This is a genomic window from Streptomyces sp. NRRL S-378, assembly GCF_000720645.1.
Taxonomy (GTDB): Bacteria; Actinomycetota; Actinomycetes; order Streptomycetales; family Streptomycetaceae; genus Streptomyces.
The window spans coordinates 23,747-40,441 of sequence record NZ_JOBX01000034.1; the positions used below are offsets into that span (position 1 = coordinate 23,747).

The following is a 16,695-nucleotide window of genomic DNA, read 5'->3' on the forward strand; positions in this document are numbered from 1 at the left end:
ATGTCTCATGGGATCGAGCTCCGCACCGTGCCGTACGACCACCCGGACGCGGTGAAACTCAACGACCAGGTCCAGCTCGAATACCAGGAGCGGTACCAGGGCGAGGGCGACGCGACCTTCCTGGACCCGGCGATGTTCGCTCCGCCGCGGGGCCTGTACATAGTGGCGTACGACACCTCCGGCGCCCCGGTGGCGACCGGCGGCTGGCGCAGCCAGGAGAAGAACGACGAGGGCTACTCGGACGGCGACGCCGAACTCAAGCGGATGTACGTCGTCCCCGAGGCCCGCGGCCTGGGCCTGGCCCGCCGCATCCTGGCCGTGCTGGAGACGGACGCCCGCGCGGCGGGCCGCCTGCGGATGGTCCTCGAAACGGGCGACCGGCAGCCGGAGGCGATCGCCCTCTACCTCTCCGAGGGCTACACCCCGTCCCCGAAGTTCGGCTTCTACCGCTTCTACGACTCCAGCCGCTGCATGGCCAAGCCCCTCCGGGCACCCGGCCCCGCCACCGTCTGAGGCGCGGGGGGCGGGGGCGGCGCCCCCGGCGAAGGACGGGGGGCACCCCCGCCGCCGGCCCGCAGACCCCGACGGCCGCACGCGCCAACTCCCGCACCGGCAGCGGCCCTTCCCCGAGGTTCCCGCTCCCGGTGCAGCGGACCCGCCCCACGCCCTCCGGCGCGCCGCCCCACGACCTCCGGTGCACCGCCGAGCGCCTCCCACGCCGGGGCCGTACCGGCGTCCCGTTCCTCACCGATCGTCAGGAACGCACCCTCGCCCAACCGCCCCCGGAAACGCCGAGATCCCGCCCGGTCTTGCGACCGGACGGGATCTCGTGACGTTCACGAGAGCTACTCGCGAACTGTCGTCTGTGGACCTGTGGGGATTTGAACCCCAGACCCCCTCGATGCGAACGAGGTGCGCTACCAGACTGCGCCACAGGCCCTTGCGACGTGTGAAACATTAGCACCCCTGCGCCGGTGCTCCAAAACGCGTATCCCCGAAGGTCCGCGCAGGTCACCGCTCACTCGTTCGCGGCGCGGGGGCGGTCCTCGTTCTCGTACTGGTCGAACAGCGGAGTGCGGCCGCGGCCCTGGCCGCGAGGGCGGGAGTCCTCCTCGGCCGGCGCCGGCGCCGGGGCGGGGACGGCGGGCTGGGCGCGCAGGCGGGGTTCCGTCGGCTCGGCCGTGCTGGAGCGGGTCGCGCTCCAGGCGTCCGGGGTCACGGGGCCCGTGGCGCGGGGGGCGACGGGGGCCGTCACGTATGTCGGCAGCGGGACCGGGACCGGCTCCCAGCTGTCACCGCGGGCGGGGCCGCGTTCGCGTTCGCGCTGCTGGTCCACCCACTCAGCGTGGTCGGTCTGCTCGACCAGCGCGCGCCGTCCGGCCTCCTGGGGGGAGACCGGTGGAGCAGGGTCCGGTTCGCCGGCCGCCGGCGCGCCCTCCTCGGGGTGGCGGCGGTGCGGGCGGTCCTCGCGCAGCCGGCGCGCGGCTGCCTCGGCCCGCCGCCGGTCCATGGTGAACTCGTAGCGCCGCCGCTCCTGGACGCGCAGGTGGGCGATGTACGTGCTCAGCAGGACGGCGGGGACGGCGGGGGCCCACAGGTAGTGCAGGCCGCCCACGGCCGCAACGACGGCGCCGGCGGTGAAGACCAGGAAGAGGAGGGCCGTGGTGCGCCGACGGCGCGCGAGGACCTGGAGGCGTTGTTCGCGCCGGGCCCGCTCCGCGCGATGCTCCCGCTCGGCGGCTGCCGCACGCGGCTCCGCCCTGGTCGGGGACACGCCGAGGGCCCGGGCGTCGGCGTCGACGGAATTGACCGTCTCCGTCGCGGCGTCCGGGTCCGCGTGGGGCTGGGGCTCCGCCTCCTCGTCACCGCGCTCACGCAGTCCCTTGGCGTAACGGCGCTCCATTCCCGCCCGGCCGGAAAGCAGCCGAATGGCGGTGGAGAAGCGTTCCGTCGGACGGGCTTCGTTCAGCTCGTCCTGCCTCCGGAGCCACATGGGCACCAAGTAGGCGGCCCAGGCCCCGACGATGACTGCGTAGATGAGGCCGCTGCTGCTCACACCTCACACCGTAGAGGGGCGCGGGCGAGGGGATCGGCCAATTGGGCCGGTGTGTCGCGCGATCTCGCTGATATCACGGACTTTTTTTGTGATTCTTCGGATCAGGTTATGGGCGAATCGGTTACCCGGGCCATTAATTCGAACAGTTATTCGTTTATCGTCGATGGCCCGGCCACCCGCGAGCCACCCCTATTGCGGCGGGGGCGGCGCGTCGCGGGAGCGGTGCCAGCGGCGCAGCAACCCCTCCGGCACCTCCTCCGCCGTGATCGCGTAGACGAGGTGGTCTCGCCAGGCGCCGTCGATGTGGAGGTAGCGCGGACGCAGGCCCTCCTCGCGCAGGCCGAGCTTCTCCACGACCCGTCGGCTCGGCCCGTTCTCGGGCCGGATGCACACCTCGATCCGGTGCAGCCCGAGCTTCCGGAAGCAGTGGTCCACCGCCAACGCGACCGCCGTCGGCATGACGCCCCGGCCGGCGACGTCGCGGTCCACCCAGTAGCCGACGTGCCCCGCGCACATCGAACCCCAGGTGATGCCGGCCACCGTCAGCTGGCCCACCAGCCGGCCCTGGTACTCGATGACGAAGGGCAGCATGCGGCCCGCGTTCGCCTCCGCCCGCAGGTGCCGGACCATCTGGCGGTACGTGGGCCGCTGGATCACCGGCCCCCACGGCGCGGGCGGCGGGATCGTCGCCTCCCACGGCCGCAGCCAGTCGCGGTTGCGCCGGTTGACCTCCCGCCAGTCCTTCTGGTCGCGCAGTTTTATCGGCCGGAGCGTGACATCGCCGTCGGTCAGGACCACCGGCCAGGTGGGGCCGTTCAGCTCGCGCTCCCGGAGGATCCCGCCGGTCTGGGGTGGTCGCCGCCCCGGATCTGGTCCACCGCGTGCGGCAGGATGCGGGACAGGACCGTGAGGCCGTCGCGCACCCCGCCCGTGGAACCGGGCAGGTTGACGATCAGCGTGCGCCCCGCGACGCCCGCCAGGCCCCGGGACAGGGCCGCGGTCGGCACCTTGGCCAGGCCCTCCGCCCGGATGGCCTGCGGGATGCCCGGGATCTCGTAGTCCAGCACCCGCGCGGTGGCGTCCGGGGTGCGGTCGGTCGGCGAGATGCCCGTACCGCCGGTGGTCAGGATGACGTCGTAGGCGGCGGCCACGCCCTCGCGCAGCGCCCGCTCGACCGGATCGCCGTCCGGGACGACCCGGGGGCCGTCCACCGTGAAGCCGAGCTTCTCCAGAGCCTCGGCCAGCAGCGGACCGCCCTTGTCCGCGTACACGCCCTGCGAGGCCCGGTTGGAGGCCGTGACGACGAGCGCCCTGCCGAGGGGCCCGGCCGGGGCCGCCCCGGCCTCCGGCGCCGCCGCCGCGTGGTGGCTGTGCACCTCCCCGCCGCGCGGGGCGTTCACGAGCGCGCCCAGTCGCCGGACTTGCCGCCGGTCTTCTCCTCCACCCGGACGTCGGTGATGACGGCGCCCTTGTCGACCGCCTTCACCATGTCGATCACGGTGAGGCCGGCGACCGCGACGGCGGTCAGCGCCTCCATCTCGACGCCGGTGCGGTCGGTCGTCTTCACGGTGGCGAGGATCTCGACGGCGTCGTCGGCGACCGACAGGTCGACCTTCACGCCGGAGACGGCCAGCGGGTGGCACAGCGGGATCAGCTCCGGGGTCTTCTTCGCGCCCATGATCCCGGCGATGCGCGCGGTGGCGAGGGCGTCCCCCTTGGGCACTCCCTCGCCGCGCAGCAGCTCGATCACCCGGGGGGAGACGAGTACACGTCCACTGGCGCGCGCCGTCCGGGTGGTGACGTCCTTCGCGGAGACGTCGACCATCCGGGCCGCACCGGCCTCGTCGATGTGGGTGAGCCTGCTCTCGGTACTCATGCTGTGCCGCTCCGCTCTGGGCCCCCGGGGGCCTGTGTGGTGCGACACACGCTACCCGCACAGGCCGCCGGAGGGGCGCGCCGGGGGAACGGGCCCGGGTGCGCGGAAACGGACGGCTCGGCTCGGCCGGGACGACGCGGCTCAGCAGAGCAGGATCACTTCCAGCTCGGTACCGGGCTCCACCGAGGTGACGTCCTCGGGGACGACCATCAACGAGTCGGCGTGCGCCAGTGCGGCGATCAGGTGGGAGCCCGATCCGCCGACCGGACTGACCGTGCCGCTCTCGGCGTCGTAGGTGCCGCGCAGGAACTGGCGGCGACCGGCCGGGGAGCCGAGTGCCGTGTCGGCCTTCAGCACGGCCCGCACGCTCGGCCGCCGGACCTCGGACTCCGGCAGCCCCATGAGGGCGCGGATCGCGGGGCGCACGAACAGCTCGAAGGAGACGTACGAGGAGACCGGGTTGCCGGGGAGCGCCAGCAGCGGGGTGTGGTCGGGGCCGATGGTGCCGAAGCCCTGCGGCTTGCCGGGCTGCATGGCGAGCTTGCGGAAGTCGATCCGGGTCGCGTCCACGTCCACGTCGTCCTCGCCCGGGTCGGTGGAACCGGACGACAGGGCCGAGCCGACGGAGGAGAGCGCCTCCTTGACCACGTCGTAGGCGCCGACGCTGACCCCGCCCGTGGTCACCAGCAGGTCGGCCCGGATCAGCTGGTCCTCGATGGTGGAGCGCAGCGTGTCGGCGTCGTCCGCGACGGCCCCGACCCGGTAGGCGATGGCGCCGGCGTCCCGGGCGGCCGCGGCCAGCGCGAAGCTGTTGGAGTCGTAGATCGTGCCGGCGGTGAGCGGCTCGCCGGGCTGGACCAGCTCGCTGCCGGTGGACAGGACCACCACGCGCGGGCGCGGGCGCACCCGGACGGTGCCGCGCCCGATGGCTGCCAGCAGGGCGATCTGCGGCGGGCCGAGGACCGTGCCGGCCGCGAGGGCGAGGTCGCCCGCCTGGACGTCGCTGCCGCGGGCGCGGACGTGCGCCCGCGCCTCGGCCGCGCGGTGCACCCGTACCTCGCCGCCCGACTGCTCCGGGGCGGCGCTGGCCGGGGTCATCCCGGCGGCGGCACCGCCCCCGGTTCCGCCGTCGGTCCACTCCACCGGCACGACGGCTTCCGCACCGGGCGGCAGCGGGGCCCCGGTCATGATCCGGGCGGCCTCGCCGGGGCCCACGGTGGGCAGCTCACCGCTGCCCGCCGCGACGTCCCCGACGACCGTCAGCACCGCGGGGAACTCCTCGCTCGCACCCTGGACGTCGGCCGTGCGGACGGCGTAGCCGTCCATGGAGCTGTTGTCGAAGGGCGGGAGGGCGACGGGCACGGTGACGTCCTCGACGAGGACACAGCCCTGGGCGTCCAGCAGCTGGAGCTCGATCGGCTCCAGCGGCCGGACGGCCCCGAGGACGTCCGCGAGGTGCTCGTCCACGGACCACAGACGGTGGCCGGTGTCCTGCGGTGCGGAACTGCTCAAGGTCCTACATCTCCTCCGTGACGTAACGGTGAAGCCAGGTGCGGAACTCGGGGCCCAGGTCCTCGCGCTCGCACGCGAGGCGGACGATGGCCCGCAGGTAGTCGCCGCGGTCCCCGGTGTCGTAACGACGGCCCCGGAAGACCACGCCGTGCACCGGACCGCCCACGGTCTCGTCGGCGGCCAGCTTCTGCAGGGCGTCGGTGAGCTGGATCTCCCCACCACGGCCCGGCTCGGTCTCCCGCAGTATGTCGAAGATCGCGGGGTTGAGGACGTAGCGTCCGATGACCGCGTAGTTGCTGGGGGCGTCCTGGGGCTCCGGCTTCTCGACGAGGCCGGTGATGCGGACGACGTCCTCCTCGTCGGTGGCCTCGACGGCGGCGCAGCCGTAGAGGTGGACGCTGGCCGGGTCGACCTCCATGAGGGCGATGACGGTGCCGCCGGTGCGGGCGTGGATGTCGGCCATCTGACGCAGCAGCGGGTCGCGGGGGTCGATGAGGTCGTCGCCGAGGAGGACGGCGAAGGGCTCGCGGCCGACGTGCGGCTCGGCGCACAGCACGGCGTGGCCCAGGCCCCGCGGGTCGCCCTGGCGGACGTAGTGCATGGTCGCGAGGTCGCTGGATTCCTGGACCTTCTTCAGCCGGTCGTCGTCGCCCTTGGCGATGAGAGCCGACTCCAGCTCGTAGTTGCGGTCGAAGTGGTCTTCCAGGGCACGCTTGTTACGCCCAGTGATCATGAGGACGTCGTCGAGTCCGGCCGCGACGGCCTCCTCGACCACGTACTGGATGGCCGGCTTGTCCACAACCGGGAGCATTTCCTTCGGGGTCGCCTTGGTCGCCGGAAGGAAGCGGGTACCGAGGCCAGCGGCCGGAATGACGGCCTTCTTGATCACGGGGTGCAACATAGTCATGGCCAGAACGATAGTGGGTCCTGCCGAACACCCGACGATATCGCGGTAGGTAGGTCCACATATGCCCTGATTCGAAGGAAATTTGATTCCCGTGGCAGAGAACCCGCCGACCGCGTCCGCCAAGTCCGAGCTGCGCCGGGAACTCCTCGCGGCCCGTCGCGCCTTGACCCCCGACGCCCGTGCCGAGGCGGCCGCGGCGCTCGCCGTGACCGCCCTCGAACTTCCCGAACTGGCCGGTGCGCGCACGGTGGCGGCGTACGTCTCGGTCGGCGGCGAGCCGGGCACCCGCGCGCTCCTCGACGCCCTGCGCGCGGCCGGCAAGCGGGTGCTGCTCCCCCTCCTGCTGCCCGACAACGACCTCGACTGGGCGGCGTACGAGGGCCCGGGCAGCCTCGCCGAGGCCGCCCACCCGGGGAAGATGCGGCTGCTGGAGCCGTCCGGCCCGGCGCTCGGACCGGACGCGGTGACGCAGACCGACGCGGTGCTGCTGCCCGGACTCGCGGTGGACGGGCGCGGCATGCGGCTCGGCCGCGGCGGGGGCAGTTACGACCGGGTGCTGCAGCGGCTGGAGCGGGCCGGGGCGCATCCGGCGCTGGTCGTGCTCCTCTACGACGAAGAGGTGGTCGCGCGGGTCCCGGAGGAACCGCACGACCACCCCGTTCAGGCGGTGGCCACCCCGTCAGGGGTGCGCCGCTTCAGCTCATGAGCCGCCGGCCGGCTTGAGGGTCAGGGTGTCGACCGTGGCCTTCTCGACGGCGTCCTTGCCGAAGGGCCACTCCAGCAGCTCGCCCTTGGCCCACATCTGCGTCTGGTCCGTGTAGTGGGCGTTGTACGCGTGGCCCGAGGCGCCCGTGAGGTTGATCCAGCGGGACTTGTCGAGGTCGTTGAGGTTGACGACCATCCGCATGGACGGCACCCAGGTGACCCCGTAGCCGCTGGAGGCGTTCCAGCCGGTGGCGTTGACGGTCGCCTCGCCGCCGCCCACGTTCCACGGGCCGCGGTTGAGGAGCCACTGCATGAAGCCGGGGCCCTCGGTGCCGATCGTCTGGTTCTTCAGGTTCAGCTGGTGCAGGCGGCCCCAGCTCCAGGTGGACTGGTCCTTGCCGAGCTTGGCGGTCAGCTCCCAGCGGGCGTCCGCCATGGCCCGGGCGAACAGCTCGTCACGGGTGGTGGTGGCCGGCTTGTTCAGGCCCTTGGCGGGCGCGCTCCACCAGGGCGACTTCTCGTCCTTGACCAGGCGGCGGACGACCTCGAACCAGCGGTCGCCGCCGTCGGGCTGCGCCGAGTCGGCGTCGCGGGTGCCGCATTCGCGGACGGTCTTGGCGAGGTCGTCGGCCGGGCCGGTGCCGTTGTTGAGGACGTTCATGCAGCTGTCCTCGATCCGCAGCTCCTTGGGCATCTTGTCGCCGAAGGACAGCTTGAGGATGTTGCGCCAGACCGCGTTGAAGTAGGCAGCGGCCGCGGAGTCGGACTCCTGCGTGTAGTTCCAGCCGTCGAGCAGCTTCTGCGCGGCGCGCACGCCCGGGTCCGAGATCTGGATCTTCGACAGCATCGGGGTCAGCAGCGCGGCGATCTCGCTGCTGTTGTCCATCTGCATGGCGCGCATGTCGTCGGTCGAGATCTTGCCGCCGTCCTTGATCTTCGCCTCGATGAGGTCGTTGATCCGCTGGCTGCGGGCGCCGTAGCCCCAGTCGGTGGTCAGCAGGTGCGGGTACTTGCCCGCGCCGGTGCCGCCCTCGGCGACGGCCTGGTTGGCGGTGACGATGTAGCCGCGCGAGGGGTTCTGGTCCCAGGGCAGCTCGTTCTGCGGAATGTAGCCGACGCCGCCGTCGCGGCCGCCCTTCCAGGCGAACTTGGAGTCCCAGCCCGGGGCGGGCATCCGGCCGTCTCCCTGGCCGCGGACCGGGATGCGTCCGGGGGCCTGGTAACCGATGTTGCCGTTGGTGCCCTTGCTGTCGGCGTAGATCAGGTTCTGGGAGGGGACGTCGAAGTCGGCGGCCGCCTTGCGGAAGTCGTCGAAGGTCTTGGCCTGGTTCAGCTTGAAGACCGCGTCCATGGTCCGGCCCGGGTCCAGCGCGGTCCAGCGCAGGGCGATGGCGTAGCCGTCGCCGCGGTCCGGGGCGGAGCTGTCGACGGGGGCGCGGGTGCCGACGGTGCCGAGTTCCTCGCTGCGGTCCGAGACGAGCGGGCCGTTGTTGGTGGTGCGGACGGTGATCTTCTTGCTGGCGCCGCCCGCGACCTTGATGATCTCCTCGCGGAGCGTGAAGGGGAGCACCCGGTTGTCGTAGACGTAGCCCTCGGGCTTGATCTGCTCCAGGTACAGGTCGGTGACGTCGGCACCGAGGTTGGTCATGCCCCACGCGATGTCGGTGTTGTGGCCGATGACCACGCCCGGCATGCCGGAGAAGGTGAAGCCGGCCACGTCGTACTTGCACTGGGCCGAGACGGCGCGGCAGTGCAGGCCCATCTGGTACCAGACCGAGGGAAGTTGCGGCGACAGGTGCGGGTCGTTGGCGAGCAGCGGCTTGCCGGTGGTCGTGTACTTGCCGGAGATGACCCAGGAGTTCGAGCCGATGCCGCTGCCGTTGGGGCCGAGGATGGCCGGCACCTTCTCCAGGGTGTCGGCGAGGGCGCTCAGCTGCGTGCGCAGGCCCACGGTCGCGCCCTGGGCGGTGGCGTTGCCGGCGAGGCCGGTGGCGTCACCGGCCCCCGGGGCGGTGGAGGCCTGGTTGGCGACGGCGCCGCCGGAGGCCGCGCCGGGGCTGCCGGAACCGCCGGCGGAGCCGGAGCCGCTGCCCGACGCCGGGGCGGCGTTCCCGGTCTGACCCTGGGGGGTGTACTTGCCGCCGTCGACCTTGCCGCCCTCGACGACCGGCTTGTTGCGGTCGAAGGGGTACGGCGGGTAGAGCTCGGCGATCTGCGCCTGCGAGAGCTTGCTCGCCATCAGCGCGCGGTCGATCTCGTCCTGCATGTTGCCGCGCAGGTCCCAGGCCATCGCCTTGAGCCAGGCCACCGAGTCCACCGGCGACCACTGCTCGGGGGCGTAGCTTCCGCTGATCTTGAGGGCGGCGTGCTCGACGGAGAGGTCCTTGCCGGACTTCCCCTTCAGGTAGGCGTTGACCCCGTCGGCGTAGGCCTGCAGATTCTTCTTCGTCTCGGCGGAGAGCTTGGTGTCGTACTCCTCCTGCGCGACCTGGCGCCAACCCAGCGTGCGCAGGAAGGCGTCGGTCTCGACCTGGCCGGCGCCGAACATCTCCGAGAGCCGCCCCGAGGTCATGTGGCGGCGTACGTCCATCTCCCAGAAGCGGTCCTGCGCGTGCACGAAGCCCTGCGCGCGGAAGAGGTCGTCGTCGCTGTCCGCGTAGAGCTGGGGAATGCCGTTGGCGTCGCGCTTCACCTCGACCGTCCCCTTCAGGCCGGGCACGTCGAGGGAGCCGGTCGTCTGGGGGAAGGAGGCGCGCACGCCGTCCACGCTCCAGTACGCCCCGTAGCCGAGGCCCGCGACGAGTCCCAGGACCAGTACGAGCACGATCAGACGGGCGCGTCGTCCCTTCTTCTTGGCGGGAGGAGCGGTTTCGTTGGCGGGCATCGCTGTCCTTAGAGGGGCAGGGTGGTCCTGGGAGTGCTGGGAGCAACCATAGGCGCAGGACCGACTCCGTTGATCCGGCAGGGGTGGAGGCCGTGTGGAGGGGCTGTATCCCGCGGCGGCCCCGCAGGCGGCCTGAAATGGATCTCCGGCGGTTCCCGCGGTCCCGAGGACAGGGGGGAAGCCTCGTTTCACAATGTGGTTATCGCGTAAAGGGCGCGTCAAAGATTAGGTAAGGTAACGAACTACTTGCCGAACTTGTCGCCGGGAGGATCGATCCGCCGGGCGCATTGAGGAGGGCCGCCCGCTGACTGTCCACACGCTCAATGAGCTCCTGCTGGTCTGCTCGCTCGTACTGCTCGTCGCCGTGGCCGCGGTGCGGGTCTCGTCACGCAGCGGCCTGCCCAGTCTGCTCATCTACCTCGGCATAGGCGTCGCCATAGGCCAGGACGGCATCGGGAACGTCGTTTTCGACAATGCCGAGCTGACCCAGGTCATCGGCTACGCCGCCCTCGTCGTGATCCTCGCCGAGGGTGGTCTGGGCACCAAGTGGACAGAGATCAAGCCGGCCCTGCCGGCCGCGATCATGCTGTCCCTGGTGGGTGTGGCGATCAGCGTGGGCGTGACGGCGGCGGGAGCGCACTACCTCGTCGGACTCGAATGGCGCCAGGCGCTGCTGATCGGCGCGGTCGTCTCCTCGACCGATGCGGCGGCCGTCTTCTCCGTGCTGCGCAAGGTCCCGCTGCCCGCCCGGATCACGGGCGTCCTGGAGGCCGAGTCCGGCTTCAACGACGCACCCGTCGTGATCCTGGTGGTGGCCTTCTCCACGGTCGGCCCGGTGGACGACTGGTACGTCCTGCTCGGCAAGATCGCCCTGGAGCTCGCGATCGGCGCCGCGATCGGCCTGACGGTGGGCTTCCTCGGCGCCTACGGCCTGCGGCACGTGGCACTGCCCGCCTCCGGCCTCTACCCGATCGCCGTGATGGCCATCGCCATCGTGGCGTACGCGGCCGGAGCGATGGCGCACGGCTCGGGCTTCCTCGCGGTGTACCTGGCGGCGATGCTCCTGGGCAACGCCAGGCTCCCGCACTGGCCGGCCACCCGCGGCTTCGCCGACGGGCTCGGCTGGATCGCCCAGATCGGCATGTTCGTGCTGCTGGGCCTGCTGGTCACCCCGCACGAGCTGGTCCGCGACTTCTGGCCCGCGGTCGTCATCGGGCTGGTGCTGACGATGGTGGCGCGGCCCCTGGAGGTCTTCGTCAGCCTGCTGCCCTTCCGGCTCCCGTGGCAGGAGCAGGTCCTGATGTCGTGGGCGGGCCTGCGCGGCGCCGTACCCATCATCCTGGCGACCATCCCCATGGTGTCCGGGATCGAGGGCAGCGACCGCGTCTTCAACATCGTTTTCGTGCTGGTCGTCGTCTACACCCTGGTGCAGGGGCCGACCCTGCCGTGGCTCGCGCGCAAGCTGGACCTCGGACGGGGCATGGAGACCGCCTCCGACCTCGGCATCGAGTCTGCGCCGCTGGAGAAGCTGCGCGGGCACCTGCTGTCCTTCGCCATCCCGCCGGCCTCGCGGATGCACGGCGTCGAGGTGAGCGAGCTGCGCCTGCCGCCCGGGGCCTCGGTCACGCTGGTCGTCCGGGACGCGAAGAGCTTCGTACCGGCTCCGTCGACCGTGCTGAGGCGCGGGGACGAGCTGCTGGTGGTGGCCACGGACCCGGTGCGGGACGCGGCGGAGGCGCGGCTGCGGGCGGTGGCCCGGGGCGGCAAGCTGGCGGGCTGGCTCGGGACCGGCAACGGATCCGGCACCCATTAGAGCAACGCTCTCATTCGGCAGGTTCGATGAGATCTAGCCGCTCTTATCTGGATATATAGCCTTTTTCGGACGCGAAGTTGCCGTTAATCGCAGGTGAAGAGAGGGGTTGTCGGCGCAATCACAGGGCGTGGTATCGGCTTCCCCTGTACGATGAAGGCACAACAGATCGAACCAACTCTGCCTGACGCAGAGCTGGCGCGACCGCAAAGCGGCCGTGGCGCAGTGGGCGCCCAGGTATCACTCGGTTCTGCGCAAGAGGACAGCTCTCGGGGCTCCCAACACGTACGGGTGCGGCCGCTCACAAAGCAAGGCACCGTCCGCAGACGGGGACGCTCTACCAGGCAGCGGAAAGGCAAGGCCGTGACATCCGCGGTCACGACCGACACATCCGCCCGCCCCGGCTACGGACAGCTCCTGCGCACACCCGGCGCCCTCGGCTTCGTCCTCCCCGGCTTCGCAGCGCGACTCCCCTTCGGGATGCTGACCATCAGCATCCTGCTGCTGGTCCAGCACACCACCGGCTCCTACGGCAGCGCCGGCATCGTCGCCGCCGTCACCGGCATCTCGATGGCCCTGTCCGCCCCGCTGATGGGCATCTTCACCGACCGCTTCGGCCAGAGCGCCGTGCTCGTGCCCGTGGTCCTCGCGCACGCCGCCGCCGTCAGCGGCCTCGCCGCCCTCGCGCTGGCCGACGCGAACGTCTGGTTCCTGGCGCTGGCCGCCATCCCGACCGGCGCCTCGGTGCCGCAGGTCGGCCCCATGGTCCGGGCACGCTGGGCCGCCCGGCTGGAGGGCTCCCCGCTGCTGCCCACGGCCGCCGCCTTCGAGTCCGTCACCGACGAGTTCACCTTCGTCGTCGGCCCGGTCCTGGCGACCGCGCTGTGCACCGGCGTCCACCCGGCGGCCGGCCTGGTCACCGAGGCCACGCTGACGCTGCTCGGCGGCCTGCTCTTCGCGGCCCGCCGCGCCTCGCAGCCCAGGACGCACGCCCCGTCGGCCCCCGGCGAGAAGCGCACCTTCGCCCTGTCCCACCCCGGCCTGCGCGTCCTGGTCTTCGCCTTCCTCGGGATCGGCGCCGTCTTCGGCGGCATGCAGGTCTCGCTCGCCGCCTTCTCCAACGAGATCGGCAACCCCGGCGCCAACGGCCTGCTCTACGGCGTCTTCGCGGCCGGCAACATGATCGCGGGCATCGCCATGGGGGCCGTCGCGTGGAAGATCGGCCCGCGCCGCCGGCTGATCCTGGGCTACGTCGGCCTCACCGCCGCGGCGTCCGTCCTGTGGGCCGCGCACTCGGTGATCCTGCTGGGCGCGCTCGGCCTGGTCGTCGGCCTGTTCATCGCCCCGGCCCTGATCACCGGCTACACCATGGTCGAGCAGCTGGTTCCGGCGAACGCCCGGACCGAGGCCTTCACCTGGCTGACCGGCTCCATCGCCTTCGGCCAGGCCGTCGCGGTCATCCTGGCCGGCCGCCTGACCGACGCGCACGGATCGGCGTACGGCTTCCTGGTGCCGATGGCGGCCACCGCGCTGGCGCTGGCCGTCCTGCTGACGCTGCGCGCGAAGCTGGCCCCGAAGGCACCGAGCCGGATCGTGAACTCGTCCGGGCCCGGCAGCGAGGCCGCGGCGGGCGCGGAGACCGGCGCCGGGGCCGCCGCCTGCGCTGAGGGCGCCGCCCGCGCTGAGGGCGCCGCCCGCGCCGCGGGCCCCGTCCGCGCCGAGGCCCGCACCGAGGTCACGGCTCCGGCCACCCCCTCGACGGCCCCCCGTGACCGGGTGAACGAGCGTGGGATGGGTCACCGCGTGCCGGTGACGGTGGACTGATCCGCCGGAATACGTCACCATGGAGCCGTCGTTAGCACTCATTGAGTGAGAGTGCCAGGAGGAAATTCGTGCCGACCTACCAGTACCAGTGCACCGAGTGCGGTGAGGGCCTTGAGGCCGTGCAGAAGTTCACCGATGACGCACTGACCGTGTGCCCGAGCTGCGACGGACGCCTGAAGAAGGTGTTCTCCGCGGTCGGCATCGTCTTCAAGGGCTCCGGTTTCTACCGGAACGACAGCCGCGGCGCCTCGTCGAGCAGCACCCCTGCCTCGAAGCCCGCGTCGAGCTCGTCGTCCTCGACGACGACCGCCACCGCCGCTCCCGCCGCTGCGTCCTCCTCGACGTCGTCGAGCACGAGCAGCAGCTCCACGTCGGCCGCCTGACCGCTCCTTCCCGAGGCCCCGCACGCCCCCCACCGGGCAGCGGGGCCTCGGGCATGCCCGGTTAGGGTGAGGGACATGGTGAACGCAGAGATCGGTGTCATCGGCGGCTCGGGCTTCTACTCCTTCCTGGAGGACGTCTCCGAGATCCAGGTGGAGACCCCGTACGGGCCTCCCAGCGACTCCCTGTACATCGGCGAGCTCGCCGGCCGCTCGGTGGCCTTCCTGCCGCGCCACGGGCGCAGCCACACGGTCCCGCCGCACAGGATCAACTACCGGGCGAACCTCTGGGCCCTGCGCTCGGTCGGCGTCCGCCAGGTCCTCGGCCCGTGCGCGGTCGGTGGCCTGCGGCCCGAGTACGGACCGGGCACGCTGCTCGTCCCCGACCAGCTGGTCGACCGTACGCAGAGCCGCGTCCAGACCTTCTTCGACGGTGTCGCCCTGCCGGACGGCCGCGTTCCGAACGTCGTGCACACCACCTTCGCCGACCCGTACTGCCCGGTGGGCCGGTCCGTGGCGGTGGCGGCGGCGCGCGGCCAGGACTGGGAGCCGGTCGACGGCGGCACCATGGTCGTCATCGAAGGGCCGCGCTTCTCGACGCGCGCCGAGTCCCGCTGGTACGCGTCGGCGGGCTGGTCCGTGATCGGCATGACGGGGCACCCGGAGGCGATCCTCGCCCGTGAGCTGGGGCTCTGCTACACCTCGATGGCGCTGGTCACGGACCTGGACGCGGGCGCCGAGACCGGTGAGGGCGTCTCCCACACCGAGGTCCTGAAGGTGTTCGGCGAGAACGTCGGCCGCCTGCGCACGGTGCTCTTCGACGCGGTGGCGGGCCTGCCGGCGACCGACTCCCGCGACTGCCTCTGCACCCACGCGCACGACGGCTGGGACCTGGGCATCGAGCTCCCCTAGCCCTTTCGGCCGCTGCTGCTGCCGCTGCCGCTGTCACATCCGGGGCGGCTGTCCTGTCTTCCCCTGTGACAGCCCAGTCGGGACAGGACAGACCGCTCCGGGAGACGACAGTCATGGCTCGCATCTCGCTCACCCCGCCCCGCACCCTGCTGACGCGCATCGGCGCCTGGTACTCGCGCCGCAGCTACGGCAAGGTGCTCGACCCCGGTCGGGCCTACGGGCACAACGCGCGCGTGCTCTACACGTACGTCCGCCTGGAACAGCGGGCGGCGAAGTGGAACGCGCTGGACGCCGGCCTGAAGCACCTCGCGGTGATGGCGGCGGCGGCCCGCATCAACTGCTCGTGGTGCATGGACTTCGGCTACTGGGAGGGCCACGAGCAGGGGATGGCGGCGGAGAAGATCGAACAGGTGCCTCGGTGGCGGGAGGCGCGCGAGGTGTTCACCGAGCAGGAACTGCTGGTCATGGAGTACGCCGAGGCCATGACCGAGACCGAGCCGACGGTCACGGACGAACTGGCCGCGGCGCTGATCGCACGGCTCGGGGAGGCGGCGTTCGTCGAACTCACGGCGGTGGTGGCGCTGGAGAACTGGCGCTCGCGCGTCAACAGCGCCTTCGGCCTGACCAGCCAGGGCTTCTCGGAGGCCTGCACGGTGCCGGTGAGGCGGTGACGCCGACCGACAATGGCGGGGTGAACACCGACTTCACCGGCTCCGCCCGCTCCGCCCGCTCTTGCGGTTCCCCCGTCCCCGACGCCGAGACCGGCTCCGGCTCCGGCTCCGATGTGGACGGCCGGGTCATCGTCGCCCTGGACTTCGCCGATCGCCGGTCCGCCGAAGGGCTCGTGGAGCGACTCGGCGACGCGTGCAGCTCCTACAAGATCGGCCTGGAGCTGCTGACGGCCGCCGGCCCCGGACTCGCACGGGACCTGGTCGGGCGGGGGAACGAGGTCTTCCTCGACCTGAAGCTCTTCGAGATCCCGAACTCCGTCGCGGGTGCCGTCCGGGCCGCGGGCGCCCTGGGCGCGTCGATGGTCACGGTGCACGGCATGGGCGGTACGGGGATCATGGCCGCGGCGGTGGACGCGGCGCGGGAGTTCCCTCGGCTGCGGGTGCTCGCGCTGACGGTGGTCACCAGCATGACCGGGAGCGACCTCGCCGACATCGGCGTCGCGGCGGGCCCCGGGGAACAGGTGCTGCGGCTGGCCCGGCTGGCGATGCGCGCCGGGTGCGACGGGGTCGTCGCCTCGCCACGAGAGGCCGGATCGCTGCGGGCAGCGCTGGGACCGGAGCCGCTGATCGTGACGCCGGGCGTGACGCTGGGACCCGTCGGGGGCGGGGCCGGTGCGGCGGGCGGAGTGGGTGCGGCAGGCGGGGCGGGAGAGGCGGGCGGGCACGCCCGGCCGGGGACCCCTGCGGCGGCCTTCGCGGCCGGGGCCTCGCACGTCGTGGTGGGCCGGTCGGTCGCCCGGGCGGCGGACCCGGTGGCGGCGCTGCGGCAGGTCCGGGCGGCCGCTCAGTAGGGCGCCGGGAAGGCGGCCTGCGCGAGGGGCCTTCACTCCGGCGGGTGACGGGGTTTTCCACAGGCTGGGGACCGTCCACAGGCGCCAGCGGGATGCGGGGGAAGGCCGGATCGTGGGGTGTGTCCGGGCGGTGGGTCCGGGCACAGGAACTCCCTGCGTTTGGTGGTGCTCGTCATGTCCCGGACTTCCGCGGCCTCTTCGCCCTCTTCGTCCTCCCCTTCGTCCCCCTCCTGGTCCTCCTCGCCGGTCCTCTCGGCGTCCTCGGCGTCCTCGGCCTCTTCGACCTCCGCCGCGGTGGCGGGGCTGC

At 72.1% G+C, this 16,695-nt stretch carries 15 protein-coding genes and 1 tRNA gene; 8 read left to right on the forward strand and 8 right to left on the reverse strand.

Translation table 11 applies throughout. The features are described from left to right. A complete protein-coding gene (locus IH80_RS0123040; protein WP_030962957.1) occupies positions 1-513 on the forward strand; it encodes a GNAT family N-acetyltransferase in 513 nt (170 codons plus the stop codon). A 353-nt stretch (positions 514-866) separates the two neighbouring features. Here IH80_RS0123040 and IH80_RS0123045 read toward each other — a convergent pair. From IH80_RS0123045 to galU, 7 genes are all read right to left on the reverse strand, one after another. Next, a tRNA-Ala gene (locus tag IH80_RS0123045) sits at positions 867-940 on the reverse strand. Between the two features lie 78 nt (positions 941-1,018). Further along, positions 1,019-2,056: a hypothetical protein gene (locus tag IH80_RS0123050; protein WP_030962959.1), complete on the reverse strand. Its 1,038-nt coding sequence runs from the start codon at positions 2,054-2,056 to the stop codon at positions 1,019-1,021. A 189-nt stretch (positions 2,057-2,245) separates the two neighbouring features. Beyond that, positions 2,246-2,854 (reverse strand): GNAT family N-acetyltransferase, encoded by a 609-nt coding sequence (locus tag IH80_RS0123055; RefSeq protein WP_030962961.1) that lies wholly within the window; start codon positions 2,852-2,854, stop codon positions 2,246-2,248. 17 nt (positions 2,855-2,871) lie between these two features. Beyond that, positions 2,872-3,432, reverse strand: a complete 561-nt coding sequence (locus tag IH80_RS0123060) for a MogA/MoaB family molybdenum cofactor biosynthesis protein (RefSeq protein WP_030962962.1) — start codon at positions 3,430-3,432, stop codon at positions 2,872-2,874. A gap of 20 nt (positions 3,433-3,452) precedes the next feature. Then, on the reverse strand, positions 3,453-3,932 hold the full coding sequence (gene moaC / locus IH80_RS0123065; protein WP_030962963.1) for a cyclic pyranopterin monophosphate synthase MoaC: 480 nt from the start codon (positions 3,930-3,932) through the stop codon (positions 3,453-3,455). Positions 3,933-4,073: 141 nt separating this feature from the next. Continuing rightward, positions 4,074-5,444 (reverse strand): gephyrin-like molybdotransferase Glp, encoded by a 1,371-nt coding sequence (gene glp, locus IH80_RS0123070; protein WP_051809788.1) that lies wholly within the window; start codon positions 5,442-5,444, stop codon positions 4,074-4,076. Between the two features lie 4 nt (positions 5,445-5,448). Then, positions 5,449-6,351: a UTP--glucose-1-phosphate uridylyltransferase GalU gene (galU, locus tag IH80_RS0123075; protein WP_030962965.1), complete on the reverse strand. Its 903-nt coding sequence runs from the start codon at positions 6,349-6,351 to the stop codon at positions 5,449-5,451. A 91-nt stretch (positions 6,352-6,442) separates the two neighbouring features. Between galU and IH80_RS0123080 the strand changes: the two genes are divergently transcribed. Further along, positions 6,443-7,057 carry a 5-formyltetrahydrofolate cyclo-ligase gene (locus IH80_RS0123080; protein ID WP_030962967.1) on the forward strand — a complete coding sequence of 205 codons (615 nt, stop codon included), beginning with the start codon at positions 6,443-6,445 and terminating at the stop codon, positions 7,055-7,057. On the opposite strand, the gene IH80_RS0123085 is transcribed toward IH80_RS0123080, so the two are convergent. Next, positions 7,052-9,940 (reverse strand): penicillin acylase family protein, encoded by a 2,889-nt coding sequence (locus IH80_RS0123085; RefSeq protein WP_030962969.1) that lies wholly within the window; start codon positions 9,938-9,940, stop codon positions 7,052-7,054. The genes IH80_RS0123080 and IH80_RS0123085 overlap by 6 nt on opposite strands. Positions 9,941-10,226: 286 nt before the next feature. Here IH80_RS0123085 and IH80_RS0123090 point away from each other — a divergent pair, with 286 nt between their 5' ends. The 6 genes from IH80_RS0123090 to pyrF all read left to right on the forward strand — a co-directional run bounded on the left by IH80_RS0123090 (position 10,227) and on the right by pyrF (position 16,388). Then, a complete protein-coding gene (locus IH80_RS0123090; RefSeq protein ID WP_234432357.1) occupies positions 10,227-11,753 on the forward strand; it encodes a potassium/proton antiporter in 1,527 nt (508 codons plus the stop codon). A 360-nt stretch (positions 11,754-12,113) separates the two neighbouring features. Then, positions 12,114-13,574 carry an MFS transporter gene (locus IH80_RS0123095; RefSeq protein ID WP_037880846.1) on the forward strand — a complete coding sequence of 487 codons (1,461 nt, stop codon included), beginning with the start codon at positions 12,114-12,116 and terminating at the stop codon, positions 13,572-13,574. Positions 13,575-13,642: 68 nt separating this feature from the next. Then, on the forward strand, positions 13,643-13,957 hold the full coding sequence (locus tag IH80_RS42595; protein ID WP_030962972.1) for an FmdB family zinc ribbon protein: 315 nt from the start codon (positions 13,643-13,645) through the stop codon (positions 13,955-13,957). A 75-nt stretch (positions 13,958-14,032) separates the two neighbouring features. Further along, entirely contained in the window at positions 14,033-14,866 is an 834-nt protein-coding gene (locus IH80_RS0123105; RefSeq protein WP_030962974.1) for an S-methyl-5'-thioadenosine phosphorylase, read from the forward strand. A gap of 113 nt (positions 14,867-14,979) precedes the next feature. Beyond that, on the forward strand, positions 14,980-15,537 hold the full coding sequence (locus tag IH80_RS0123110) for a carboxymuconolactone decarboxylase family protein (protein ID WP_030962975.1): 558 nt from the start codon (positions 14,980-14,982) through the stop codon (positions 15,535-15,537). A 20-nt stretch (positions 15,538-15,557) separates the two neighbouring features. Beyond that, positions 15,558-16,388 (forward strand): orotidine-5'-phosphate decarboxylase, encoded by an 831-nt coding sequence (gene pyrF, locus IH80_RS0123115; protein ID WP_234432352.1) that lies wholly within the window; start codon positions 15,558-15,560, stop codon positions 16,386-16,388. The last annotated feature ends 307 nt before the right edge of the window (positions 16,389-16,695 follow it).